At 60.3% G+C, this 24148-nt stretch carries 23 protein-coding genes; 5 read left to right on the forward strand and 18 right to left on the reverse strand.

Features of this window, described 5'->3' with window-relative positions; all coding sequences use genetic code 11:
- Positions 1 to 1193: 1193 nt before the first annotated feature.
- From DWX58_RS05360 to DWX58_RS05385, 6 genes are all read right to left on the reverse strand, one after another.
- Complete coding sequence (locus DWX58_RS05360) at positions 1194 to 1904, reverse strand: YjjG family noncanonical pyrimidine nucleotidase (RefSeq protein WP_118641927.1); 711 nt, start codon at positions 1902 to 1904, stop codon at positions 1194 to 1196.
- Positions 1897 to 2088: a hypothetical protein gene (locus DWX58_RS05365; RefSeq protein ID WP_118641928.1), complete on the reverse strand. Its 192-nt coding sequence runs from the start codon at positions 2086 to 2088 to the stop codon at positions 1897 to 1899. The genes DWX58_RS05360 and DWX58_RS05365 overlap by 8 nt, the downstream gene beginning before the upstream one ends.
- A gap of 20 nt (positions 2089 to 2108) precedes the next feature.
- Positions 2109 to 3983: an LTA synthase family protein gene (locus DWX58_RS05370; RefSeq protein ID WP_158579221.1), complete on the reverse strand. Its 1875-nt coding sequence runs from the start codon at positions 3981 to 3983 to the stop codon at positions 2109 to 2111.
- Positions 3984 to 4178: 195 nt separating this feature from the next.
- Positions 4179 to 5072 carry an aminoglycoside 6-adenylyltransferase gene (locus DWX58_RS05375; RefSeq protein WP_147382240.1) on the reverse strand — a complete coding sequence of 298 codons (894 nt, stop codon included), beginning with the start codon at positions 5070 to 5072 and terminating at the stop codon, positions 4179 to 4181.
- 16 nt (positions 5073 to 5088) lie between these two features.
- Positions 5089 to 6288, reverse strand: a complete 1200-nt coding sequence (locus DWX58_RS05380) for a VWA domain-containing protein (protein ID WP_118641931.1) — start codon at positions 6286 to 6288, stop codon at positions 5089 to 5091.
- Positions 6289 to 6583: 295 nt separating this feature from the next.
- Positions 6584 to 7393 carry a MoxR family ATPase gene (locus DWX58_RS05385; protein WP_118641932.1) on the reverse strand — a complete coding sequence of 270 codons (810 nt, stop codon included), beginning with the start codon at positions 7391 to 7393 and terminating at the stop codon, positions 6584 to 6586.
- A 218-nt stretch (positions 7394 to 7611) separates the two neighbouring features.
- On the opposite strand from DWX58_RS05385, the gene rnhA reads away from it, so the two are divergent.
- Positions 7612 to 8049, forward strand: a complete 438-nt coding sequence (gene rnhA, locus DWX58_RS05390; protein WP_118641933.1) for a ribonuclease HI — start codon at positions 7612 to 7614, stop codon at positions 8047 to 8049.
- 61 nt (positions 8050 to 8110) lie between these two features.
- Here rnhA and DWX58_RS15205 read toward each other — a convergent pair whose 3' ends face one another.
- Positions 8111 to 8287 (reverse strand): hypothetical protein, encoded by a 177-nt coding sequence (locus DWX58_RS15205; protein ID WP_158579222.1) that lies wholly within the window; start codon positions 8285 to 8287, stop codon positions 8111 to 8113.
- A 110-nt stretch (positions 8288 to 8397) separates the two neighbouring features.
- Here DWX58_RS15205 and DWX58_RS05395 point away from each other — a divergent pair, with 110 nt between their 5' ends.
- Positions 8398 to 8634, forward strand: coding sequence for a helix-turn-helix transcriptional regulator (locus DWX58_RS05395; protein ID WP_118641934.1), 237 nt, complete (start codon positions 8398 to 8400; stop codon positions 8632 to 8634).
- Between the two features lie 1103 nt (positions 8635 to 9737).
- On the opposite strand, the gene DWX58_RS05400 is transcribed toward DWX58_RS05395, so the two are convergent.
- Complete coding sequence (locus DWX58_RS05400; protein WP_118641935.1) at positions 9738 to 11159, reverse strand: glycine--tRNA ligase; 1422 nt, start codon at positions 11157 to 11159, stop codon at positions 9738 to 9740.
- A gap of 724 nt (positions 11160 to 11883) precedes the next feature.
- Between DWX58_RS05400 and DWX58_RS05405 the strand changes: the two genes are divergently transcribed.
- Positions 11884 to 12195, forward strand: coding sequence for a DUF6442 family protein (locus DWX58_RS05405; protein WP_118641936.1), 312 nt, complete (start codon positions 11884 to 11886; stop codon positions 12193 to 12195).
- Positions 12196 to 12199: 4 nt separating this feature from the next.
- Positions 12200 to 12406 carry a helix-turn-helix transcriptional regulator gene (locus tag DWX58_RS05410; RefSeq protein ID WP_118641937.1) on the forward strand — a complete coding sequence of 69 codons (207 nt, stop codon included), beginning with the start codon at positions 12200 to 12202 and terminating at the stop codon, positions 12404 to 12406.
- Positions 12407 to 12458: 52 nt separating this feature from the next.
- Here the strand turns inward: DWX58_RS05410 and DWX58_RS05415 are convergent, their stop codons facing one another.
- The 10 genes from DWX58_RS05415 to DWX58_RS05460 form a co-directional block, all read right to left on the reverse strand.
- Positions 12459 to 13982 carry a M23 family metallopeptidase gene (locus DWX58_RS05415; protein ID WP_118641938.1) on the reverse strand — a complete coding sequence of 508 codons (1524 nt, stop codon included), beginning with the start codon at positions 13980 to 13982 and terminating at the stop codon, positions 12459 to 12461.
- Between the two features lie 278 nt (positions 13983 to 14260).
- On the reverse strand, positions 14261 to 14590 hold the full coding sequence (locus DWX58_RS05420) for a hypothetical protein (protein ID WP_118641939.1): 330 nt from the start codon (positions 14588 to 14590) through the stop codon (positions 14261 to 14263).
- A 1079-nt stretch (positions 14591 to 15669) separates the two neighbouring features.
- Positions 15670 to 16089, reverse strand: a complete 420-nt coding sequence (locus DWX58_RS05425; RefSeq protein WP_147382241.1) for an SHOCT domain-containing protein — start codon at positions 16087 to 16089, stop codon at positions 15670 to 15672.
- 54 nt (positions 16090 to 16143) lie between these two features.
- Entirely contained in the window at positions 16144 to 16722 is a 579-nt protein-coding gene (locus DWX58_RS05430) for an SHOCT domain-containing protein (protein ID WP_118641941.1), read from the reverse strand.
- 9 nt (positions 16723 to 16731) lie between these two features.
- Positions 16732 to 19266, reverse strand: coding sequence for a DNA gyrase subunit A (gene gyrA, locus DWX58_RS05435; RefSeq protein WP_118641942.1), 2535 nt, complete (start codon positions 19264 to 19266; stop codon positions 16732 to 16734).
- Between the two features lie 106 nt (positions 19267 to 19372).
- Positions 19373 to 21325 carry a DNA topoisomerase (ATP-hydrolyzing) subunit B gene (gene gyrB, locus DWX58_RS05440; RefSeq protein ID WP_279229850.1) on the reverse strand — a complete coding sequence of 651 codons (1953 nt, stop codon included), beginning with the start codon at positions 21323 to 21325 and terminating at the stop codon, positions 19373 to 19375.
- A 139-nt stretch (positions 21326 to 21464) separates the two neighbouring features.
- Positions 21465 to 21869, reverse strand: a complete 405-nt coding sequence (locus DWX58_RS05445) for a PH domain-containing protein (protein WP_118641943.1) — start codon at positions 21867 to 21869, stop codon at positions 21465 to 21467.
- A gap of 34 nt (positions 21870 to 21903) precedes the next feature.
- Positions 21904 to 22167, reverse strand: a complete 264-nt coding sequence (locus tag DWX58_RS05450) for a DUF370 domain-containing protein (RefSeq protein WP_118641944.1) — start codon at positions 22165 to 22167, stop codon at positions 21904 to 21906.
- An 18-nt stretch (positions 22168 to 22185) separates the two neighbouring features.
- Positions 22186 to 22488 (reverse strand): Tat pathway signal protein, encoded by a 303-nt coding sequence (locus DWX58_RS05455; protein ID WP_118641945.1) that lies wholly within the window; start codon positions 22486 to 22488, stop codon positions 22186 to 22188.
- Positions 22489 to 23566: 1078 nt separating this feature from the next.
- On the reverse strand, positions 23567 to 23803 hold the full coding sequence (locus DWX58_RS05460; RefSeq protein ID WP_118641946.1) for a helix-turn-helix transcriptional regulator: 237 nt from the start codon (positions 23801 to 23803) through the stop codon (positions 23567 to 23569).
- Positions 23804 to 23889: 86 nt separating this feature from the next.
- On the opposite strand from DWX58_RS05460, the gene DWX58_RS05465 reads away from it, so the two are divergent.
- Positions 23890 to 24147, forward strand: a complete 258-nt coding sequence (locus tag DWX58_RS05465; protein WP_118641947.1) for a hypothetical protein — start codon at positions 23890 to 23892, stop codon at positions 24145 to 24147.
- The last annotated feature ends 1 nt before the right edge of the window (position 24148 follow it).

Genomic DNA, 24148 nt, shown 5'->3' on the forward strand with positions numbered 1-24148 from the left:
AAAGGAGAAAACAGGAAAAATTTATCTGAAAATTTCCGCCTGGAAGCCTAAAATGAAAGCAGATAAAATCGTTATGCCCGAAAAAGAAAGGGAGCTTGGCCTGTGAGTGAAGAAAATCGTTCGCCCTGTGGAATGGGGAGGGGTTGGTTTTGGCTGTGGGCAGGGAGGGGGATGTTTCGCCTCCGGGCGAGTGACTTTCTGTGCAGACAGAAAGTCACCAAAGAACTGTCTAGGGGAAGGGGGATTTCGATTTCCCCCTTCCCCTAGATACCCTATCCCCTTGAAACGACCAATCAGGGGGGCTTCGGCCCCCCTATTGGATGTACCCCCCGGGGGCTGGTGCTGCCCCAAACGGTTCAGCGGGAAATTGAAAGAGGAAGGTGACGAGACACGCCACTAGGTGCAGCATCGGAACGTGGGTACATTTTGCGGCGCGGTTCTGGCAATTCCGCGCACGTCTCGGCGGCGGGATCGTCCACCTGAGCCCTTCCGCGAGGGCAGAAAGTTAGGCGCGTCGCCTCTTGTAGAAGCAGGTGGTCATTCAACCACTTCTTAGCGGCAGCGGTTGGCGCATAGACACGCATCCTGGGTTCTTACCGCGCCGGTTGGATATGTTTCACCTTCTTGGTGGCTCCTCCGTAGAAAAATAGGGGGTCCGGGGCCGACTCCCCCTGTCAGGGGGAGATGTCGAGCGAAGCGAGACAGAGGGGGTAGGGACAGGCGGCATAAAAACACGGAGTGTTTTTCCAGACGCCGTCCCCCGGCGGTCTTTTGGTTCCTTTTGCACCGCTGCAAAAGGAACTCGCCCAAAGGCGAAACAATTCTCCCGCCCGCAGGCGGTACCAAACTGAAGCCCAGCGCAGCGGGTTCAGTTTGGAGAGGAGGTACAACGAAATGAGTGAGACCTGACCGCCAGGTCGGGGCGAGGGATATGCAGTTTGTACCGACGAGCCGACACGGGCAAAGTAGGTCGCCCCGCAGGGCGAAATCATCCCCACCCGCCCCCAGGTGAAATCCCCACATCCTTTTGCAGGCGGTCAACCCCAGGCCGATTTGGGACCAGCCCCTACCAAATAACACCGCAAAACAATAACCGGCAGGAGCGACGAAAATGGTCAATCCTACCGGATTCTTTTCTTACGGGCGCAGAAGGGAAACGCAGTTTCCCGCAAAGTTCTTTGCCAAGCTTTCTTTCAAGAAAGCGGGGAAAGCGGGGGGAGGTTCAGGATGGATTCCACCTCGTTCAGGTCGGAGATGACATAGTCCAGCTTCATCCCCTCCGGCACAGGCAGCTTTTTGGGGTTATACCAGCAGCACTGCAGCCCGGCGGCCAGCCCTCCGGCCATGTCGCTGGTGAGCGAATCTCCCACCATCAGGATGTTCTTCCGCTCCACCGGCCCGATGGCCTCCAGCACCTGGTCAAAGAAGACGGAACTGGGCTTCTCCGCCCCCAGCAGCTCGGAGATGAACACCCCATCCAGCATCCGGTCCAGGCCGGACTTGCTGAGTTTCCGCTCCTGGGCGGTGCGGGTGCCGTTGGTGGCAGCGTACTGCCTCACCCGGCCCTTGAGGCGGGCCACCAGCTTGTCCGCCCCATCCTGAAAGCACACCGTGTCCCCCAGCTTCTCCTGGTAGCGGGCGTTGAAGGGCTCGGCCAGGTCCGGGGAGAACCCCTCCCCGGCAAAGAACTCCTGAAACCGGCCCACCAGCACCTGGGGCTTGGTGATCTCCCCACGCTCCAGCCGCTGCCAGTAGACCCGGTTGAGGGCGGAGTACCGCGCCAGCCGCTCCGGGGTGAGCTCCCCCAGGCCGAAGTGGGCAAAGCACTCCTCCATAGCGGCCTTCTCCGCCGCCAGGAAGTCCAGCAGGGTGCCGTCCACATCCCACAAAATGACCTCAATCATCACACTTCTCCTGTTCCTTCGCTTCGTTTTTTCTCTCCTGGCCCCGCCAGCAGATCTCCCGGTTTCCGCAGGAGGAGCAGCCACGGCCGCAGCCCCGCTTCTTCCCGTAGTCATTTTTCAGCAGCAGGGCGATGGGAACCGCCACCACCGCCACCCAGAACAGGGCCTCGGCAAAGTCCGCCATGGCGTTCTCCTCTCTCCCGGTCAGGCGCCGGGGACAACCTCATTTTCCCGGTAGTACTGGGCCCCCAGGAAGGCCTGGAGGAAACCGCTCCCCTCCGCTTCCAGGGTGTCGGTGAGGGCATCCTCGGCCCAGTAGAGATCCTGGCTGTGGACCAGGGGGGTGACGTCCCGCATCTGGCGGGACAGCTCCATGAAGCCCGGGCCCTGCCAGCCGCACTGATCGAAAAGCTCGGTCATGAGGAAGGCGGGGGAGAAGTCGCCGCCGTCGCCCACAAAGTCCCGGCCCAGCACCTCCTTGGCCGCGGAGTTGGCCCAGATGAGGTAGGGAGTGGAGTAGTAGTCATAGAAGCCGTCGGTGGTGGACAGGTCAAAGTCCACACCCAGCTCCTGATAGGCGGAGTTTCCGTTGCCGCCCCAGGGTTTGTGGTCGCCGAAGAGGACCAGCACCACCGGCTCCTCCATGGCCTCCAGCTCCTCCGTCAGCCCCACCATGGCGTCAATGGTGTCGGCCACACCGCTGATATAATTGTTCCAGATGTTGCAGCTCTCCTGGCTCAGACCGGAGCTCTCGGGGGTGAGGTAGGTGTCGTCCAGGGTGGAGGCCACCTCATAGGGCCCGTGGTTCTGGTAAGACACGGAGAAGGAGAAGCAGGGCCCCTGGGCCACCTGCTCCTTCAGCTGGCTTGCCAGCTCCTCCACCAGGATGTGGTCGGAGCGGTGGATGGCGGAAATGGGATCCACCAGCGCCCCGTAGTGGTTGTCGGTGAACCACTGGTCCTCAAAGCCCAGGTACTCGTTCACGTTCTGCCGGTTATAGAACCAGCCGTAGCCCGGGTGGCTGAACATGGTGTGATAGCCCTGGTCCCGGAAGTACCAGACGTAGGAGTCGGTGGGCTTGCGGAAGTCGTCGTGGGTGGTGTAGCCGGTGAGGAAGCCCCACTCACTGTCCACAGTGCCGCCGGCAAAGATGTTGGTGAGCAGGTCGCCGGAGACGGACTGCTCCTCCAGCTGGTGCCAGGGGGCATAGGCCTCCACCACCGCGTCCGTCTCCCCCAGGACAGGCAGGTCGGTGAGGTCACAGAAGGCCTCCAGCATGATGCCCATGACGCTGACCTTCTTGTCCGCGGGAATGTCCTGGTCGGAGAAGGACTCCAACAGGGTCTGGGCGTTCCCCTTGTTGTAGCCCTCCGGTGGAGTGGGGAACATGTCCCGGAAGGAGTAGAGGAAGGGGTAGACGCAGCCCTTGGACACAAAGACCTCCACATCCGACCACTGGTTGATGAAGCGATTGTTGGCGGTCTTCTGGTAGAGGGTGGGGCTGAGGTACCAGGAGGAGAAGGCCACCCCCATGAGGGCCAGGCAGCTCAAAGCGCCAAAGGCCCGGTTCTTCCACCCCCGCAGGCCGTTGGGCATGAGGAAGATGGTGAAGAGGAGGCCTGCTACAAAGCAGAACAGGGTAAACCAGGTGAGCCAGGTGATGTCCAGGGTGTAGCCCCCCACGATGCCCCCGGCCTCGGCGGCCAGACGCAGGTCGGTGGCCAGAAGGGGGTCAGAGCGCAGGCGGATTTTGAAGTAATTCACCATGGACACGCCCACCACGGGGAAAAAGCTGAGGAGGAAGCCCGCCCAGGCCCGGCGGAAGAGGAAATAGCCCAGCCAGATGAGGGCCACGGCGGGCAGCAGGTTCAGCGCCAGGATAACGGGGTGGGCCAGGTAGGAGTAGAGAATGGCCAGGGAGTTGAGCTTCAGATAGGCGGTGGCGGCATAGAAGAGGCCCAGCCCGCCGATGCAGCAGCCCATGACCGTGAGGGAGATGGCCAGCCATATGGTGTGCGCCCGGCCCAGGCGGGGGTCACAGCCCTGGGGCAGACGCATGATGTTCAGGAGATGCTTCATGTTATGTCCTCTTTTCGTGTGGAAAAACGGGGGTTTTGGGAAAATTGTAGGAAGCATTATACCATATTCCCCGGGAAAAGGAAAGGGAAAGAAATGGGGCCTTTTCCTCGCCTCAGACAAACCAAAAGGGGGGCGCCTCCTTTTGTGGAGACGCCCCCCTTACAGCTGGGATCAGAAACGTTCCCCCGGGACGGCTCACCCGTCCTCCGGGAAGGGGCGGCCCGCCTGGCTCTGAGCCCAGGCGGCATAGCGGTCAAAGCCCGCCTCCTCCCCCGCGGGATAGGTGAGGGACAGGCGGCAGGCCACGGCCTGTGCCGCCTCGGCAAAGAGGGACTGGGCGCACTCCACCGCCTGCCACAGCTGGGCAAAGCTGCCGCCGGGGTAGGTCTCGCAGTACCGGCGGTAGAGCTCCGGGGGCAGATACCGGCCAAAATAGCGGCTGTGCTTGCCGCAGGAGAGGGAGAAGTCCGTCTCCGTCCCCACATACCAGCTCAGCATCTGGTCCAGCATGGCCCGGGTCTGGCTGTGGTAGACCCCCATGGCAAAGGGCAGCTCCTGCCGGGCGATTCCCTTGACCACGTCGCACAGGGACCAGAAAAACTCGTTGCAGCAGCCGGTCAGCTGGCGCTGGTCGGGGCGCTGCACCCAGAAGTCGGCGTCGGTGGGGGGCGGAAGCTGGGGCAGGCAGCCCACCTTGTCCAGCAGGGGGAGAAAGAGGCGGTTTCGGAAGGCCCCCCGGTTCAGATGGTCCACCGTCTCCACCCCCAGGTCGATGCGGGTGCCGTCGGCAAAGAGCAGCAGCCAGGAGTAGGCCTCCTGATCGTCCCCCAGCAGGCCGAATCGTGCCCCGTAGCCGAAGGGGCTATGTTGCTCCTGCTTCAGGAGGATGGGGCCGAAGCCCTCCAGCCAGGCGGGATCGGCGCGGAAGCCGGCCACCTCCCGTACTACATACATCACATCAAAATCCTGAAAGACGTCCCGGTCCGCCCGGGGATTGGCCCGGGAGCCCTTCAGATAGGCGGCCAGCACCCGGTCGTCCTCCCGGGCCCGGGACAGAATCAAATCCATCATCTGACGGTCACTGCGCACGAGAAAAGACTCCTCTCTACCGGGCCAGCAGCTTTTTCATGCCCTCCTCCAGGCCCTCCACCGTGAGGGGGAACATGGGGAAGACAGTGGCGATGGTGTCGTAGGTCTGGGACCAGTACTGGCCCCAGTCGGGGCGGGAGCTGGGGTTGAGCCAGATGGAGCTCTTGTACCGCTCCCGGATGCGCTGGAGCCAGTCCAGGCCGCACTGGGGCCCGTCGGGGTCGCCGCTGCGGCCGTAGTAGCCCCCCAGCAGCTCGTAGGGGGCCATCTGGGCGTCCCCCACCAGGATGACCTTCCAGTCCCCGGGCAGGTTGGACAGCACCCACTGGGTGGTGACGCTGTCCCGGCTCATCAGGTGGGGGGTGTTGTAGAGCCGGGTGTAGACGCAGTTGTGGAAATAAAAGACCTTCAAATCCTTGAAGTGGCCCGACTTGCTCACCGCCTGGAAGAGGGCGGAGCACAGCTGGGAGTAGTAGTCCATGGACCCGCCGGAGTCCATGAGCAGCAGCACCTTCACCGTGTTCTCCCGGGGGCGCTTGTAGCGCACCTTCAGCATGCCGCCGCTGTCGGCGGTGTCCTGGATGGTGTTGTCCACATCGAACTCCGTGGGCGGCAGGTCCACCAGGCCTGAGTACTGGCGAAGCCGCCGCAGGGCCACCTGGAACTGGCGGGTGTCCAGGGTGTTGTCCCGGCGGAAGTCCCGGAATTTCCGCTCTCCCGCCACCCGGAAGGCCCGGTGATAGCGGCTCTCGCCCCCCACCCGGATGCCCTTGGGGGAGAGGCCGGAGTTGCCGAAGGTGGACATGCCGTGGGTGCCCACCCAGTAGCTGCCGCCGTTGTGCTCCTCGTTCTGTTCCTGCATCCGCTCCTTGAGCATGCGCTCAATCTCTTCCTCGGAGAGGCCCATGTTTTTCAGGGCCTGCTCCTCATCCCAGTTGGCGTAGTCGTTCAGCACGTCCGGCCGGTTCAGCCAGTCCATCAGCTCCTGGGACACCTCCTGCTCCAGGGGTACGTCCTTGAAGTACTCCAGAAAGCAGCGGTCAAAGCGGTCGAAGTCCGCCTCGCTCTTCACCAGCAGGCAGCGGCACAGGTAGTAAAATCCCGTGAAGCTGGAGCCGTGGAGCCCCTTGTCCATGGCCTCCATCAGGCTCATCCACTCGGTGAGGGACACCTTCAGGCCGTTTCGCCGCAGCAGATAGAGAAAATCTCCGAACATTATGGTTCCTTTCCCCTCCACAGTCGGGGATAGATCCCCAATCCCATATTTTTTGTATGGGAAAACCCGTGGAAGTTCTTTTTGGTCCTTTTCGCCGCAGGCGGCAAAAGGCCCTCCTGCAAGGAGTTCCGCCGCCCGCAGGCGGCGGAATAAAGTCAAATCTGTCATTTCCGGGGACATGCGCCTCGGAAATGACACTTCTCGCGAAAGATTTCCCGACAATTTCGGAAGAAATCGAGGGAAATCTTTCGTGCAGCTATTCTCGAAGAAGTGGCAATGCCACTTCTTCGACGGTTTACCGCCACGCCCGGCGCAGGGCGTCCATGTCCTCGTTCTTCTTCAGCAGCACCCCCAGATAGGGTACCTCCTTCACCACCCGCTTGGGGTCCACGCCCCCGTGCTGGAGGGCCCGGATCCAGTCGATGATCTCGCTGGTGGAGGGCTTCTTCTTGATCTGGGGCAGCTGGCGAATCTTATAGAAGGCCTCCAGCACCTGGGTGAGCAGCTTCTCGTCCAGATCGGGGAAGTGGACCCGGACGATGTCCGCCATCAGCTCCTTGTCGGGGAACTCGATATAGTGGAAGACGCACCGGCGCAGGAAGGCGTCGGGCAGCTCCTTCTCGGCGTTGGAGGTGATGATGACCACCGGGCGGTGCTTGGCGGTGATGGTCTCCTTGGTCTCGGGGATGTGGAACTCCATGCGGTCCAGCTCCCAGAGAAGGTCATTGGGAAACTCCAGGTCGGCCTTGTCGATCTCGTCAATGAGCAGAATGACCTGCTCGTCGGCGGTGAAGGCTTCGCCCAGCTTGCCCAGCTTCACGTACTTGGCGATATCATCCACACCCTGGCCGCCGAACTGGCTGTCGTAGAGGCGCTGGACCACATCGTAGACGTACAGGCCGTCCTGGGCCTTGGTGGTGGACTTGATGTTCCAGATGATGAGCTTCTTATTCAGGGCCTGGGCGATGGCCTCGGCCAGCATGGTCTTGCCGGTACCCGGCTCGCCCTTGATGAGCAGGGGCTTCTGGAGCACCATGGCGATGTTTACCGCCCGCAGCAGCTCCGGGTCGGCCACATAGTTCTGACTTCCGCGAAATTCATCCATTTTTAAAATCCTTCCCGGCCCTCATGGGCCCCGTTCATTTCTGGGTAAGATTGTATCGGCTTTTCCCCCAAAAGGCAAGCCCCGGGGCGGGGGGGAACACCGGGAAATAAAGTAGCGGCGGAGTTCGTTTGACTTTTCCACCCATCTGTTGTACCCTTGTAGAACCATCAGTCCTCCGTCCGGCCGCCGGAGGGGGCGGAACCAGGAGGATTTTTTCCATGAAAACCGTGACCATCTACACCGACGGAGCCTGCTCCGGAAACCCGGGCCCCGGGGGATGGGGGGCCATCCTCATGTACGGCCCCCACAAGAAGGAGCTGTCCGGGGGTGAGCGCCAGACCACCAACAACCGCATGGAGCTCACCGGGGTCATTACGGCTCTGGAGGCCCTGAACGAGCCCTGCATTGTGGAGCTCTACTCCGACTCTAAGTATGTCATTGACGGCCTGGACAAGGGCTGGGCCAAGGGCTGGCGGGCCCGGGGCTGGGTGAAGAGCGACAAAAAGCCCGCACTGAATCCCGATCTGTGGGGACGGCTGCTGGATTTGTGTGAAAAGCACACGGTTCATCTGCACTGGGTCAAGGGACACGCGGAGAATCCTTACAACAACCGCTGTGACCAGCTGGCTGTGGCGGAGAGTCAGAAGTTTAAATAAAATCGAAAAATCCCGGGGATGTTTCCACACATCCCCGGGGTTTTTGAGTTTTGGAAAAATATTAACGTGTATTTCCTTTGTTGTTCTGCTTATAAATGGCATTGCAGGACAGTTCACCAGCCAATTTAAACAGGGCATCTGCCATAACCTTTTCCGCGCTGAGTCCGCCGGCATTCTGTCCAACTCGTTGGTAAAACAGATAGAGATAATCTTCCACTGCAATTGTAACGTATTTCATCCCTTCACCTCCTGCCAAGTGGACCAATACTGGTCCCATTGTATCATATCCCCATTTTACAATCAAGCTACGAATGGACCAATTTTGGTTCTTTTTGTAGGAGGCGGGATATGGACGGACAAAAAATCAAACAGGATGAAATTCATATCGGGCAAAACATTCGGCGCATCCGGCTGGAAAAGGGCGTGGGGCAAACGGAGCTGGTGCGGAGAATGCAGTTGGAGGGAGTCTCCATAACCCGGGAGACCCTGGTGAAAATTGAACGGGAAACACAGCACATTCAGGCTGTACAGCTTCGTGGTATTCGGGACGCTCTTGGCACCACCTACGAGGAGCTTTTACGGTAATCTCTTGTAGAATTTAAAGTGAAAAGATATTTCGCCTTCGGGCGGGATAGGGATGTTTCGCCTCCGGGCGAGTAACTTTCTGTGCAGACAGAAAGTCACCAAAGAACTGTCAAAGGGGAGAGGGATTTCGATTTCCCTCTTGATTAAAATTCCATCTCCTTGAAACGACCAATCTCGTCCTCGCGGACTGCATATCCTTCGCCTTGCCCTAAAGGACAAGGCTCACTCATTCCGTCGCTCGTCCTCTCCCAATGGAACCCGCTTCGCTGGGCTTCCATTGGGTTCCCACCGCGCCCCCCTATTGGATGTACCCCCGGGGGTTGGCAATGCCCTGAAAGAACCAGCGGCAAACCGGCGGAGCAATCGGCGAAACCTGCAGCCGGGTGCGGCAAGGGAACGCGGTACGACTTACGGCACGTTTTCACCAATACCGCCCACGTCCCAGTGAGGGGGTGGCCCGCCTGAGTCCTCCCGCGAGGGCAGAAAGTTAGGCGCGCCGTCTCTTGTAGAAGCAGGTGGTCATTCAACCACTTCGTAGCGGCAGCGGTCGGCGCTTAGACACCAATCCTGGGCTTTTCCCGCGCCGGTTGGGGATTTTGCTGCGTTCTTGATGGCTCCTCCGTAAAATCAAGGGGGGTCCGGGGCCGACTCCCCCTGTCAGGGGGAGATGTCGAGCGAAGCGAGACAGAGGGGGTAGGGACAGGCGGCATAAAAACACGGAGTGTTTTTCCAGACGCCGTCCCCCGGTGGCGCTTTGCCTACTTTGCCGTCATGGGCAAAGTAGGTCGCCCCGCAGGGCGAAATCCCCAACAGTTTCACACGTTTTCCGTGAACAGGCGGGCGCACAGTGTGCGCCCCTACAAACAAACCGTCATCCAACCAGACGGGCGGATGAGGACATCCGCCCCTACGAAGAGGCGCAAACCTGTTATGGCGGGCCGATGAGACATCGGCCCCTACCAAATAACACCGCATAACACCGCAAACAAAAACCGGCAGGAGCGACGAAAACAGTCACTCCTGCCGGATTCTTTTCTTACGGGCGCAGAGGCGAAGCGAAGCTTCGCAGAAAGTTCTTTTGCTAACTTTTCTTTCAAGAAAAGTTAGTAGGCCAGCTTCTCCTCCAGCCAAGCCTTCAGCTCGCTGATGGGCACACGGACCTGCTCCATGGTGTCACGGTCACGGATAGTGACAGCGTTGTCGGCCTCCTCGGTGTCGCTGCCCACGGTCTGGAAGTCCACAGTGATGCAGTAGGGAGTACCGATCTCGTCCTGGCGGCGATAGCGCTTGCCGATGGAGCCGGCGTCGTCATAGTCCACCATGAAGTACTTACTGAGCTCAGCCTGAATCTCGCGGCCCTTGTCAGACAGCTTCTTGGAGAGGGGCAGCACCGCGCACTTGAAGGGAGCCAGAGCGGGGTGCAGGCGCAGAACGGTACGCACGTCGTTTTTGGCCTCGTCCACGACCTCCTCGTCGTAGGCGTCCACCAGGAAGGCCAGGGTAACGCGGTCGGCGCCCAGGGAGGGCTCCACCACGTAGGGGATATAGTGCTCGTTCTTCTCCTGGTCGAAGTAGGTCATGTCCTTGCCGGAGGTGTTCTGGTGCGCATTCAGGTCGAAGTTGGTGCGGCTGGCCACGCCCCACAGCTCGCCCCAGCCGAAGGGGAAGACGAACTCAAAGTCGGTGGTGGCGTTGGAGTAGTGGGAGAGCTCCTCAGGCTCGTGGTCGCGCAGGCGCAGGTTCTCGTCCTTCATGCCCAGGCCCAGCAGCCAGTCGTGGCAAAACTTCTTCCAGTAGGAGAACCACTCCAGCTCAGAGCCGGGCTGGCAGAAGAACTCCAGCTCCATCTGCTCGAACTCGCGGGTGCGGAAGGTGAAGTTGCCCGGAGTGATCTCGTTGCGGAAGGACTTGCCGATCTGACACACGCCGAAGGGCAGCTTGCGGCGAGTGGTGCGCTGGACGTTCTGGAAGTTGACGAAGATGCCCTGGGCGGTCTCAGGACGGAGGTACACGGTGTTCTTGGCGTCCTCGGTGACACCCTGGAAGGTCTTGAACATCAGGTTGAACTGACGGATGTCGGTCCAGTTGTGCTTGCCGCAGGTGGGGCAGGGGATGTTGTGCTCCTCCACAAACTCCTTCATCTGGGCCTGGCTCATGGCGTCCACGCTGTGGCCAAGGTCGAAGTTGTTCTCCTGGCACCAGTCCTCGATGACCTTGTCGGCGCGGAAGCGCTCCTTACACTCCTTGCAGTCCATCAGAGGATCGGAGAAGCCGCCCACGTGGCCGGAGGCAACCCACACCTGGGGATTCATCAGGATGGCGGCGTCCAGACCCACGTTGTAGGGGTTCTCCTGGACGAACTTCTTCCACCAGGCCTTCTTCACGTTGTTCTTCAGCTCCACACCCAGAGGGCCGTAGTCCCAGGTGTTGGCCAGGCCGCCGTAAATCTCAGAACCGGAGAAGATAAATCCACGGCCCTTGCACAGATTTACGATTTTTTCCATGGTCTTTTCAGTGTTTTTCATGTTCCAAACTCCTTTTTCATCAAGATGGTTTGGCTCAAGGCATAAAAAGACGCCCCAAGCCCAAAAGGCTCAGGGCGAACAAAAAGCTTTGTCCGTGGTTCCACCTGAATTCGCATCTGGCTGATGCGCACTCTCGTCCCGATAACGGCGGGGAGCCGGCGGGCCATTTCCTGCCCGCGGCAAGCAGGGGGCCTTCCCTCCGCGTCCCGGGAGAGCTTGCACCAACCGCTCTCTCTCTGCACTCCGGTGTTCGGGGTACTGTTCCCTGCTGTGGCTGTAAACCGCATTTTAGTACAGATTTTCCCCGCTGTCAAGCCGCTTTCTTGAAAGAAAGCTTGGCAAAGAACGTTCTGCGAAGCTTCGCTTCGCCTCTGCGCCCGCCTGGAGGTGTTTGAAATCAATATCAGGGGTCCGCCCGCCTGAGCCTTTTCCGCAGGGGCGGATCCTATCCGCCCGTTTGGGTCCAGACATTCAGAGTGGGAGACCGTCCTCGTCGTTTCTTTTGTTTTTTGCGGTTTGGTTTCGGGTCTTTTGTGGGCTGGTGTCCTGTCGGTCCGCTGCAAGGGACATTTCCGCCTGTGGTCCGGTTGCTTCTTTTCTCAAGCCGACAAGTTTACTTATTTTCTGACAAGTTTACTTGACACAATAAACAGTTCGTGCTATGCTCATCACAACAGCGGGGCCGCGGCCGGGCCACCGCAAATTGAGAAAGGAAGTTTTCTCCATGGAAAAGAACGAAATTCTGGAAAAAAGCCGCCGGGAAAATCAGAATCAGGACGAACGGGAACGGACCATCCGAATCCAGGGGGAGTCTTTCAGTCTGATCTTTGTCTTTGGCATAGGCCTTTTTCTGACCACCTGGAAAATGGCCCACGGCATTCCAGTGGGGGACATTCTGTCCATGTTCTGGGCCTGCAGCCTGGGCTGCTGCCTGTACAAGGCGGTCAATCTGAAGCAAAAGTCCCAATTGGTTCTGGCCCTGGTCTGTCTTGCCTTCCTGGTGTATAATCTGGTAAGATATATGACAGGGTGGTGAGTGCATGGAGGAAGGACTGGAGCTGAAAAACCGGCTGAAGGTGGCCCGAGCGGAGAAGAATCTGTCTCAGGGGGAGCTGGCCAAGCTGGTGGGCGTGTCCCGACAGACCATCAGCTCCATCGAGACGGGCCAGTTCAATCCCACCGCCAAGCTGGCCCTGGTGCTGTGCATTGCTCTGGACAAGAAGTTTGAAGATTTGTTTTATTTCTGATGGATATAAAAAAAGCGCCCGGTCTCTTTTTAGAGATCGGGCGCTTTTTCAATCATCTGAGGTAGTTGAGGGGGTTGACGGCGGTGCCGCGGACGCGGACCTCGAAGTGACAGTGGGGTCCGGTGGAGCGGCCGGTGCTGCCCGCCTTGGCGATTACCTCGCCCTGGTAGACCTTGTCGCCTGCGGACACCAGCAGGGAGGAGTTGTGGGCGTAGTAGGTCTGGGTTCCGTTGTCGTGGGTGATGATGACCAGATAGCCGTAGGAGCCCTTATACCCGGCGAAGGTGACCGTGCCGCCGTCGGCCGCCTTGATGGAGGTGCCGTAGGAGCAGGTGATATCCAGGCCGGAGTGGTAGCTGTAGCTGCCGAAGATGTACCGTCCGCCGAAGTAGGAGGAGATCCGGCCGGACACGGGCCAGATGTAGGTACCCTTGGAGGCGGTCTTGGGCTTCTCCTTGGTGCCCACGGCTTTGACGGTGGTGGTTGGCTCCTTCAGGGTGGTGGTGGAGGTCACGTTGCGCTCCCGCTCATAGCCGTTGACGAAGGTGACGTCAGCTTCCACCTGCTCCTCACCCTCTTCGCCCTGGGTGATGATCTTGGTGTCGCCCTTGTACATGGAGTCGTTCTTGACCTCCTCCACCGGGCAGGGGATAGACTGGGTATAGACCTGGTGCTCGGTGGTCTGGACGGACAGGACGGGGATGAGCTCCTTCACGTTGAGCACGTCGCCGATCATCAGCCGGTTGATGTCCGCGTCGGGGTTCAGGGCCTTCAGATCGCTGACGGACATGTCGTTGGCGTAGGCGATGGCGTTGAAGGTGTCGCCCTTCTGGACGGTGTAGGTGGTCTCGCCGGTGGAGTTGGCCTTCAGAGCGGCCTCCATCTCCTCCACGGTCATGATGGTGTCGGCGGAGTAGACGTAGTTGATCTTCACATCCTCCACAAAGTCCACGGAGGTGGTGTTTTCGGTCACATACTGGTCCTTGATCTCCTGGAGCATGGCGTTGAGGGCGTCTTCGTCCTTCACCACACCGATGCTCTTGCCGTCCACCACCACTTCGCACTTGCGCAGGTGGCTGCTGACGGAGGAGAGCTGGCCGTAGAAGTAGTTTTCAATCTCCGTCTCGCTGCTCAGATCGCTCTTCAGGGTCAGGGTGAACTGGTAGTCCAGCTCGCCCTCCACCTGATAGTCGTAGCCCAGCAGGGAGGAGCCCTCCTCCTCCACCTGCCGGATGGCGTCGGTGACCATCTCCTGGTCGGCCACCACGCCCACGGCCTGGCCGTTCATGGTGACGGCGTAGCTGGGGGAGTACAGGGTGGTGATGGTCATGGCCACGCCCAGAGCGGTGGCCACCCCCAAAAAGGAGATGGGCCCCACGGCCCGGTTGACGGACAGGGCCCCGTGGAACACATGGCCCCAGCGGCGGGCGTGGATGCGGGACCACTCCTTCCACAGCTTCCAGCGGCGCCCGGCCTCCTGGCGCAGGGCCTCCCAGTCCCGGCCGGAGGTCTTGGATGTATTTGATTCTTCTTTGGGCGCGGACGATCCGCGCCCCAGACGATGCCAATCCAACATAAAATCCCTCTCGGTAAAAAATGACAATCCGGATAAAAGAGTTACAATTTGGTAACAAAAGTAATATACACGTTTTTTTCTGTTACGTCAACCCCTTTTCCCGGTTGGGACAGGCATTTCTGCAATTTTTTTGCTGGGGTTTCCTGGAGGCAACATCTTGTGCCCCAAGGGATGGAAGGCAGGGGAGGGGCACAAAAAACAGAAATCCGCCCCACCGGGAGAGACTCCCGCGGGGCGGAACACATTTTGAAATTCAGCACATTGACAACCGGAAGTTCTCAGCCCAGCACCAGCTGCAGCGAGAAAATCAGGGTCATGGCGACCACGCTGAGGCTGGCGCACACGTCCAGCACCAGGGCGCGGCGCTCCCGCCGCTCCCGGCGGCTGGGGCGGGCCTCCTGCTGGGGCTCCAGAGCGTAAATGCGGGGGGCTTCCTCCTGGACCGGCTCCTCCGTCCAGTCCTCCTCCCAGGAAATGGACTCCTCCCGGGGGCTGGGGGCCAGGCTGCCCTCCTGGAGCAGAGCCAGGCGGCGGCGGTACTCCTGAAAGTCCACAAGATTCCCCTCGTGGCGCACAAAATTGGCGGTGGTGGTGTAAATGGTCTGCATCCTGTCTCCCTCCATCTCTTATGATGGTTTGATTCTAGCCCGAAATTGGTCCAAAAAACCGTACTTTTCTTCCGATCAGCACCCGTTCGAAATGCGAACAGATGTTTCAAACATAAAATACAACATACGTTCGAATTTGTCAAGAAAAATGTCGAACATTTTTTCGAATCTTTTGGGAAAAAGGCCTTTAAAGGGGTCTTTGCCTGTTTAGACGTTGGAAAGAGAGGGATGTTCCTGGTTTTCTGGAATTTTTCCATATGTTTGCGGGTGATTCACGGGGGAGAGGTTAAAAAATGCTTTGCCTGCCTGTGAGATCGAGAAAGGATATTTCGCCTGCGGACAGAGAGATTGTTTCGCCCATTGGGCGAGTTCCTTTTGCAGCGGTGCAAAAGGAACCAAAAAACCCCGCCGGGGGACGGCGTCTGGAAAAACACTTCGTGTTTTTATGCCGCCTCCCCCGGACCCCCTGATATGTTTACGGGGGAGCCACCAATAAGGTTTGAGATACCTTATCGGCGCGGGAGACGCCCAGGATGCGTGTCTAAGCGCCAACCGCTGCCGCTAAGAGGCGGTTAAATAACCACCTACTTCTACAAGGGACATCGCGCCTAACTTTCCGCCCTCGCGGAAGGGCTCGGGTGGACGCTTCGCCGCTGGAAGGTACTCCGGATTGGCGGAAACGTACTGTGAGACGCACCCACATTCCGGTGCCGCACCCGCCAGCGCGTCTCGTTGCCCGCTCCGACGGTTCACCGCTGAATGGTTCAGGGCACCGCCAACCCCCGGGGGGTACATCCAATAGGGGGGCCGAAGCCCCCCTGATTGGTCGTTTCAAGGGGATAGGGTATCTAGGGGAAGGGGGAAATCGAAATCCCCCTTCCCCTAGACAGCTCTTTGGTGACTTTCTGTCTGCACAGAAAGTTACTCGCCCGCAGGCGAAATATTTCCATCCCCCGTCCCACAGGTGAAATCCCTATTTTTCATTTTATAACCGCTCAAATTAAGTGGATAGTATCTATCCCTACTTAAAAATAGAAAACCGCGGCCCCGAAACGATGTGGGGGCCGCGGTTTCCTTGTTTACAGCTGATCCAGAATTTGCTTCCGCTTCTGGTCATATTCCTCCTGAGTAAGCAGCCCGGCCTCTTTCAGGCTCTTGAGCTGCTCCAGGCGGTCTTTGGCGTCCAGCGCGGTGGAGGGAATGTGGTCGTGAGTCTCCGGGGCAGGGGAGGAGGGGACATTTCCCTCATAGGGCCGGGATTCCTCCCCATAGCCCTCCTCATCCTCAATGCGGATCTCCGGCCCCACATACTTCTTCCCGAAGGCGTGCAGGCCGTTCATCACCGTAATGCCCACCGCCATCAGCGTCCACAAAATTCCGAAGGGGCCGAAGGTTGGAATGACCACTACCAGGCCAATGAGCACGAAAATCCCGCCCCATACCATTCCAAAGGCCCCCTGGGCCTTGCTGGGGCGATAGGTCACACGACGTCTTCTCACGGGAAAACCTCCTTTGTTTCGGAACCCTCTGGATCATTGTTTTGGAAACTGGGCTCACTGCCCCTTTAAAATTCTTTCCCTGCGCTGTTCATACTCCGCCTTGTCCAGCAGTCCGGCCTCTTTCAGCGCCGTCAGCTGCTCCAGCCGCTCCTGCACACTGGCGGCGGCAGAGGGGACGTGGTCATGCTGCTCCGAAAGTTTCTCTGGGGCAGCAGCAGGGGGGACCCTCTCCACTTTTTTCCGGCGGCCCTGTCTCTCACCGCGCACCACGCGCCAGAGAAGTACGCCCGGCAAAACCACCATCAGCCCGCTCAGCACCACCAGAAGAACGGCGGCCATTCCCCCCATCAGGGGGGCAAAGATGAGGCTCATGAGGAAAAATCCCAGCGCCCACAGCAGTAAAATCCCTAAGAGGACACACATAAGCAGGGTTCCGATCGTTCTGCCGGTCTGTTCCCGTCCGGCCCTGGGGCCGCTGGATTTCTTGTCCTTGCTCGGGCCAGACCTGTGGCTTCGCTTCTCCTGATAGGGAAGATAGATGCCGTAGCCAACCACCGCAACAAGGACAAAAAACAGGAAATTTACCCGAAGGGGGAGGACACCTCCCAGAATCGAAATGGCTGTACCTCCCATGGGCGCTCCTTACTGCTCAGCCTCGGGAGTTGCGGTCTCCTCCTCCGTCTCGGGCTGGTTGACCTCGGGGGTCTCCTCCCGTTCCGCCAGAGCCAGGGCGATGACCCGGTCGCCCTCCTCCTTGAAGCGCATGACGATGACGCCTTGGGTGGCGCGGTTGGAGGTGATCTTCACGTTCTCCACATGGGTGCGGATGAGGATACCCGCCTGGGTGACCACCAGCAGGTCCTCGCTGCCGTCCACCACCTTGATGCCCACCACGGGGCCGGTCTTGTCGGTGACAGCGTAGTTCTTGATGCCCACGCCGCCCCGGTTGGTGATGCGGTACTCCTCCACGGGAGTGCGCTTGCCGTAGCCATTCTCGGTGATGGACAGCACGCACTTGCCCGCCCGGGCCCGGGCGGCGCCCACCACGTAGTCGCCCTCCCGCAGGCGGATGCCCCGGACGCCCACGGCGGTGCGGCCCATGGGCCGGACGTCGTTCTCGTCAAAGCAGATGGCCATGCCGTCGTGGGTGGCGATGATGATCTTCCGGGTGCCGTCGGTCTCCCGCACGGAGATGAGCTGGTCGCCCTCCTCCAGGGTGATAGCCCGGATGCCGCTGGCGCGGATGTTCTTCAGGGCGGTGACGGGGATCCGCTTGACGGTGCCGTTCTTGGTGACCATGACCAGATAGAGCTCTTCGTTGGAGAAGTCCCGGAAGTGGATCATGGTCTGGACCTTCTCCCCGGGCTCCACCTGGAGGATGTTCACGATGTTGGTGCCCTTGGCGGCCTTGCCGCTCTCGGGGATCTGGTAGCCCTTCTTGCGGTAGACCTTGCCGGTGTCGGTGAAGAAGAGCAGGTAGTCGTGGGTGGAGGCGGTGAACACGTCGGCCACGCAGTCCTCCTCCCGGGTGGTGATGCCCTTCTTGCCCATGCCGCCCTTGGACTGGGCCGTATATTCGCTCACCGGGGTACGCTTGATGTAGCCCGCCTGGGTGAGGGTAAAGACGCACTGCTCCTCCTCAATGAGGTCCTCAATGTCCAGCTCGTCCTCCACGTCCTGGATCTCGGTGACACGGTCGTCGCCGTACTTGTCCCGGATGGCGGTGAGCTCGTCCTTGAGGACGCCCCGGAGCATGGCCTCGTCGGACAGCAGGCGCTGGAAGTAGGCGATGCGCTCCTCCAGCTCCTTGTACTCGGCCTGGAGCTTCTCCCGGTCCAGTCCCTGGAGGGCCTTCAGGCGCATGTCCAGAATGGCCTGGGCCTGGACGTCGTCCAGCCCGAAGCGCTCCATCAGCCGCTCCTTGGCGTTGTCGTAGGCCTGGCGGATGATGCGGATGACCTCGTCAATGTTGTCCTGGGCGATGAGCAGGCCCTCCAACAGGTGGGCGCGCTCCTGAGCCTTGCGGAGGTCATAGCGGGTGCGGCGGATGATGACCTGCTCCTGGTAGGCGATGTACTCGTCCAGGATGTGGCGGAGAGACAAAATCCGGGGCTGGAGCTTGCCGTTCACCTCCACCAGGGCCAGCATGTTGATAGCGAAGGTGGTCTGGAGCTGGGTCTGGGCAAAGAGGCGGTTCAGCACCACCTGGGGGTTGGCGTCCCGCTTGAGCTCGATGACGATGCGCATGCCGTTGCGGTCGGACTCGTCCCGGATGTCGGAAATGCCCTCCAGCCGCTTGTCCTCCACCTGGTCGGCCATGTTCTTGATGAGCATGCGCTTATTGACCTGGTAGGGGATCTCGTTGATGATGATGCGGGTGCGGTCCTTGCCGAACTCCTCAAACTCGTGGCGGGCCCGGACCATAATCCGGCCCCGGCCGGTGGCGTAGGCCGCACGGATGCCGCTGCGGCCCATGATAATTCCCTTGGTGGGGAAGTCGGGGCCCTTGATGTGCTCCATCAGGTCGGGGAGGGTGGCCTCGGGGTTATCCAGCACGCAGATGGTGGCATTGATGACCTCGGTGAGGTTGTGGGGCGGGATGTTGGTGGCCATGCCCACGGCGATGCCGGAGGAGCCGTTCACCAGCAGGTTGGGGAACCGGGAGGGGAGCACCTTGGGCTCCTTCCGGGTCTCGTCGAAGTTTGGGTCCCAGTCCACGGTGTCCTTCTCGATGTCCCGGAGCATCTCGTCGGAGATTTTGCTGAGACGTGCCTCGGTGTAACGGTAGGCGGCCGGGGGGTCGCCATCGATGGAACCGAAGTTGCCGTGGCCGTCCACCAGCATGTAGCGCATGGAGAAGTCCTGGGCCAGACGGACCAGGGCGTCATACACGGAGGCGTCGCCGTGGGGGTGGTAGCGGCCCAGCACGTCGCCCACGCAGGTGGCCGACTTCTTGAAGGGCTTGTCCGAGGTCAGGTTGTCCTCGTACATGGCGTAGAGGATGCGCCGGTGCACCGGCTTCAGGCCGTCCCGCACGTCGGGCAGGGCCCGGCCCACGATGACGGACATGGCGTATTCAATATAGGACTGCTCCATCTCCGGAACCAGAGGGGTGACTTCAATCTTTTGGTTCGGGTAGCGGATTTCCTCAGGATCGTATTGGGGCTTCTTGCTCATGGGTGATATCTCCTCCTCGTAGAGGCCGGCGTACCCGCCGGCCCGCTAAGGCTTTCCAGTTTCAAAGGGGCGTGCTTTTCCGCCCTGGGGGCTGGCGCCGCGTTTCTTAGTAGTCCAGGTTGACGGCGTACTTGGCGTTTCGCTCAATGAACTCCTTCCGGGGCTCCACCTTCTCGCCCATGAGGATGTTGAAGGTGGCGTCGGCGGCCACGGCGTCGTCCAGCTCGATGCGGCGCAGGGTGCGCTTTTCCGGGTCCATGGTGGTCTCCCACAGCTCGTGGGGGTTCATCTCGCCCAGACCCTTAAAGCGGCTGATGTCCACCTTGGCGTTGGGGTTGTCGCCCCGGAGCTCGGCGGCGATCTTTTCCCGCTCGATGTCGTCGAAGGCCACCCGTGTGGTCTTGCCCCGGGTCAGCTTGTAGAGGGGGGGCACGGCGGAGTAGACGTAGCCGTTCTCAATGAGGGGCCGCATGAAGCGGAAGAAGAAGGTCAGAAGCAGGGTGCGGATGTGGGCGCCGTCCACGTCGGCATCGGCCATGATAATGACCTTGTGATAGCGCAGCTTGTTGATGTCAAACTCGTCCCCGATGCCGGCGCCCAGAGCGGTGATGACGGGCTGGAGCTTGTCGTTGCCGTACACCTTGTCCGCCCGGGCCTTCTCCACGTTGAGCATCTTGCCCCACAGGGGGAGGATGGCCTGGAAGCGGCTGTCCCGGCCCTGGGTGGCCGAGCCGCCTGCGGAATCGCCCTCGACGATGTAGAGCTCAGTGAGCTCGGGGTTTGCCTCGTTGCAGTCCCGGAGCTTGTCCGGCATGGCCGCGCCGCCCAGAGCGGTTTTGCGGCGAATGGACTCACGGGCCTTGCGGGCGGCCTCCCGGGCCCGGTTGGCGGTGAGGGCCTTGTCCAGAATGGCCCGGCCCACGGCAGGGTTCTCCTCCAGGTAGGTCTCCAGCTTCTCGGAGACAATGGAGTTCACCAGGGTGCGCATCTCGCTGTTGCCCAGCTTGGCCTTGGTCTGGCCCTCGAACTGGGCCTCGGTGAGCTTCACCGAGATGACCACGGTGAGGCCCTCCCGGCAGTCCTCGCCGGACACCTTCTCGTCATCCTTGAGAAGCTTGATTTTGCGGCCGTAGTTATTGAGCACGTTGGTCAGCGCCCGCTTGAAGCCCTCCTCATGCATGCCGCCCTCGGGGGTGTGGACGTTGTTGGCGAAGGAGACCATGATCTCGTTGTAGCCGTCGTTGTACTGCATGGCCACCTCGGCCATGGAGTCCTCCTTGGCCCCGGACATGTAGATGACGTCGGGGTGGAGGGCGTCCTTGTTCCGGTTGATGTAGGAGACAAACTCCCGGATGCCGCCCTCGTAGCACATGTCGTCCTCCTGCTCCTGGCCGGGGCGCAGGTCCACAGTCTGGATGCGCAGGCCGGCGTTGAGGAAGGCCTCCTCCCGCATGCGGGTGTGCAGGGTCTCGTAGTTATATTCCAGGGTGTCGAACATCTCCGGGTCGGGCTTGAAGGTGACGGTGGTGCCGGTGTGGTCGGTCTTGCCCACCACCTTCATTTCCTGGGTAATCTTGCCCCGGGCAAACTTCATCTCGTAAATTTCCCCGTTTTTGTGGACCTGGACCTCCAGCCATTCGGAGAGGGCGTTTACCACGCTGGCGCCCACGCCGTGGAGACCGCCGGACACCTTGTAGCCACCGCCGCCGAACTTGCCGCCGGCGTGGAGGACGGTGAAGACCACCTCCAGGGCGGGCCGCCCGGTCTGGGGCTGAATGTCCACGGGGATGCCGCGGCCGTTGTCGGTGACGGTGATGGTGTTGCCGGGGTTGATGGTCACCGTGATGTCGGTGCAGTAGCCGGCCAGCGCCTCGTCGATGGAGTTGTCCACAATCTCGTACACCAGGTGGTGAAGGCCGGACTCCGAGGTGGAGCCGATGTACATGCCCGGGCGCTTGCGTACCGCCTCCAGGCCCTCCAGAACCTGAATCTCGCTGCCGCCGTACTCATGGTCCACCTGGGTGGAGTTGAGCTCGTTTTGTTCCATAATGTCAGACATAAAAACCTCCGCTTGTGTTTCTCCGCCGTACCGGGCGCCTGGGTGCGGGCGGACCCGTTCCCACGCGCCGGGCGCGGCGGCTGTGCTGCATGTCCCGCCGGAAAAGGGGACCTTCCCCGGCGGGCAAAAGGTACGTTCCTTACTGCTCTGTCTCGTCCAGAAGATCCGGCTCCTGTTCCGGGCTGTCGTCCTGGGCGCCCACCATCTCCATGGTGCGCATCCGCCGCTGCTCCTTGCACGCCTCCACCTGGCGGAAGATCAGCTCCTTCACCTGGCGGGGCTGCTTCACGTTCAGCAGGCTCAGGTCGGGGGCGGTCTTATCCGAGGAGTGGATGGACACGGTGCCCACGCCGAAGATCCGCTGGGTCAGCTTCAGGTTCAGTTCCAGATCCCGCACCCGGTAGAGGAGCACCTCCTCCACGTGGATGCTGAAGAAGCCCTTCTCTACGAAGATACGGTCCTCGCTGAGGCGGTACCGGGTGAAGGACAGGGGCAGGCCGAAGTAGCGCTTGCGGTCCTTCCAGAGATATTGCAGCTCATCCATAGATGGTTCCTCCATTCCGCCGCCAGAGACGGCATTATTCCAAGAAATTCCGTTCCGCCCGGCTCACCAGGGCGGCGGAAGACAGCTGTGAGAGGTAGACGGTGGGGGGATGCTCCCCGTCCCCCACCAGCACGAAGGACCGGGGCAGGTCCTCGCCCAGCCAGACGGCCCGGCCGTCGGCCTCGGCTTTTTCCAGAAACTCCCGGGTTTTGTAGGCCCAGGAGGCGTTGTCCAGATCGAAGATGCCCAGGATCTCCCGGTGGGGCACCACCACCGACTGGCCCAGATGCAGGTACATGGCTTGTCCCTCCTTGCTTCACCGCTCGTCAATCACTCTGGGGGTCCAGAGCCGCTTCCAGAGCCGCCAGCCCAGCCAGCACCCCAGACCCAGGGCTACCCCCGGCACGCCGGGGAAGATCACCAGCTGGGTGAGGGGGGAGACGTCATCGCTCTGCCAGTTTTGGAGGCGGACCCACAGGGCTGTCAGCACGAAGATCACCGCCAGCAGGGGAGGGAGGAGGCGCCAGATGCGCCGCCGGGGCAGCCGGCAGCACAGATATTCGCCCACCAGGGCCAGGCCCATGGGGATGAGAAAGAAAATTCCAATGACAATGGGCACCGGTTTGCCCTCCCTTTCTCCCGCTTTCTTGAAAGAAAGCTTGGCAAAGAACTTTCTGCGAAACTTCGTTTCGCCTCTGCGCCCGCCTGGTGGCGGTTTAGAGAAATACCAAGTATCTGCCCGCCTGATCGTTTTCCGTAGGGCCGGATACCATCCGCCTGCTCGAGGCCGGCTGTGTAGGGCGGGGGTTTGCCCCCGCCGCATATTTGGCACTCTGTTTTCGTAGGGGCGGATGTCCTCATCCGCCCGCCGTGTCGGGGCGCAAGACGGTGTACAGGGAGATTTCGCCCTGCGGGGCGACCTACTTTGCCCGCGTCGGCAAAGTAGGCAAAGCGCCACCGGGGGACGGCGTCTGGAAAAACACTTCGTGTTTTTATGCCGCCTGTCCCTACCCCCCTCTGTCTCGCTTCGCTCGACATCTCCCCCTGACAGGGGGAGTCGGCCCCGGACCCCCATTTTTTACGGGGGAGCCATCAAGAACGCAGGAAGTACCTTACCGGCGCGGGAAAAGCCCAGAATGGGTGTCTAAGCGCCAACCGCTGCCGCTAAGAAGCGGTTGAATAATCACCTACTTCTACAAGGGACATCGCGCCTGCCTTTCCGCCCTCGCGGGAGGGCTCAGGCGTCACTGGGACGTACACGGGATTAGCGGAGCCGTGTGGTGGGATGCACCCGCGTTCCGGTGCTGCACCTGCCAGCGCCTCTCGTTACCTACTCCGAAAGATCGTCGCTGAACCTTCCAGGGCACCGCCAGCCCCCGGGGGGTACATCCAATAGGGGGACCGCAGCGGGAACCCAATGGAAGCCCAGCGTAGCGGGTTCCATTGGGAGAGGACGAGCGACGGAATGAATGAGCCTTTGCCCTTTAGGGCGAGGCGAACGATATGTAGTCCGCGAGGACGAGATTGGTCGTTTCAAGGGGATGGAATTTCTATCAGGAGGGAAATCGAAATCCCCCTTCCCCTAGGCAGTTCTTTGGTAACTTTCTGTCTGCACAGAAAGTTACTCGCCCGGGGGCGAAATATCCTTTTTACGTTCAGTTTAGCAACAGGATCCGACGGGCGGCCACAGGCCGCCCCTACGGAGCATTCCTCTCAGATGCCAGATCGGGCAAATCACTTCGTCCCACCAGATAATCCAGCGAAATCTTATAAAAGTCGGCAATACTGACTGCCACAGATAACTGTGGGTCTCGTTGACCACGTTCATAGTACTGGTACGCCCGAAGGGCAATTCCCAATTCTTGGGCCAACGCTGCCTGAGATATTCCTTGTTTCTTGCGCAATTCACAAAGCCGCTGAGAAAAGAGCGACATGGTACAGCACCCCTTGACAGAGCACGTTTGTGCTGCTATTATAATATTATCATAAGCACATTCGTGCTCTATTCGGAGGTCTTTCTATGACGCCGCTCCAACAGACCCTCTATGATTTCTGCCTTCAGCAACGTGTGGACCAATACCTCGCAGAAAACCAAAAAGAATACGAGGAAAATATGGTCATGGCCCAGCGTGCCCTTGACCAGCTGGCGCAGGCAGGGGACCCCTGGTCGGACTTGGCTCAGCGGGTGGAGTATGGCCTGGCAGTGACAGAGGCCATTGAGAAAGAAGCTGCTTTTCTGGCTGGTCTCTCTCTGGGGCAGGAGCTGGCTCGCATTTGAC

The sequence above is a fragment of the Pseudoflavonifractor sp. AF19-9AC genome (assembly GCF_003478995.1).
Classification (GTDB): Bacteria; Bacillota; Clostridia; order Oscillospirales; family Oscillospiraceae; genus Lawsonibacter.

Bases quoted from the DNA above. Each gene is read 5' to 3' on its own strand.
- DWX58_RS05430 (WP_118641941.1), bottom strand. From the start codon at position 16,722: ATGGGAGGTACAGCCATTTCGATTCTGGGAGGTGTCCTCCCCCTTCGG.
- DWX58_RS05380 (WP_118641931.1), bottom strand. From the start codon at position 6,288: ATGTTCGGAGATTTTCTCTATCTGCTGCGGCGAAACGGCCTGAAGGTG.
- DWX58_RS05450 (WP_118641944.1), bottom strand. From the start codon at position 22,167: ATGTACCTGCATCTGGGCCAGTCGGTGGTGGTGCCCCACCGGGAGATC.
- DWX58_RS05410 (WP_118641937.1), top strand. From the start codon at position 12,200: ATGGAGGAAGGACTGGAGCTGAAAAACCGGCTGAAGGTGGCCCGAGCG.
- DWX58_RS05445 (WP_118641943.1), bottom strand. From the start codon at position 21,869: ATGGATGAGCTGCAATATCTCTGGAAGGACCGCAAGCGCTACTTCGGC.
- DWX58_RS05385 (WP_118641932.1), bottom strand. From the start codon at position 7,393: ATGGATGAATTTCGCGGAAGTCAGAACTATGTGGCCGACCCGGAGCTG.
- DWX58_RS05420 (WP_118641939.1), bottom strand. From the start codon at position 14,590: ATGCAGACCATTTACACCACCACCGCCAATTTTGTGCGCCACGAGGGG.
- DWX58_RS05395 (WP_118641934.1), top strand. From the start codon at position 8,398: ATGGACGGACAAAAAATCAAACAGGATGAAATTCATATCGGGCAAAAC.
- gyrB (WP_279229850.1), bottom strand. From the start codon at position 21,325: ATGTCTGACATTATGGAACAAAACGAGCTCAACTCCACCCAGGTGGAC.
- DWX58_RS05400 (WP_118641935.1), bottom strand. From the start codon at position 11,159: ATGAAAAACACTGAAAAGACCATGGAAAAAATCGTAAATCTGTGCAAG.
- DWX58_RS05405 (WP_118641936.1), top strand. From the start codon at position 11,884: ATGGAAAAGAACGAAATTCTGGAAAAAAGCCGCCGGGAAAATCAGAAT.
- rnhA (WP_118641933.1), top strand. From the start codon at position 7,612: ATGAAAACCGTGACCATCTACACCGACGGAGCCTGCTCCGGAAACCCG.
- DWX58_RS05360 (WP_118641927.1), bottom strand. From the start codon at position 1,904: ATGATTGAGGTCATTTTGTGGGATGTGGACGGCACCCTGCTGGACTTC.
- DWX58_RS05460 (WP_118641946.1), bottom strand. From the start codon at position 23,803: ATGTCGCTCTTTTCTCAGCGGCTTTGTGAATTGCGCAAGAAACAAGGA.
- DWX58_RS05465 (WP_118641947.1), top strand. From the start codon at position 23,890: ATGACGCCGCTCCAACAGACCCTCTATGATTTCTGCCTTCAGCAACGT.
- DWX58_RS05365 (WP_118641928.1), bottom strand. From the start codon at position 2,088: ATGGCGGACTTTGCCGAGGCCCTGTTCTGGGTGGCGGTGGTGGCGGTT.
- DWX58_RS15205 (WP_158579222.1), bottom strand. From the start codon at position 8,287: ATGAAATACGTTACAATTGCAGTGGAAGATTATCTCTATCTGTTTTAC.
- DWX58_RS05370 (WP_158579221.1), bottom strand. From the start codon at position 3,983: ATGAAGCATCTCCTGAACATCATGCGTCTGCCCCAGGGCTGTGACCCC.
- gyrA (WP_118641942.1), bottom strand. From the start codon at position 19,266: ATGAGCAAGAAGCCCCAATACGATCCTGAGGAAATCCGCTACCCGAAC.
- DWX58_RS05415 (WP_118641938.1), bottom strand. From the start codon at position 13,982: ATGTTGGATTGGCATCGTCTGGGGCGCGGATCGTCCGCGCCCAAAGAA.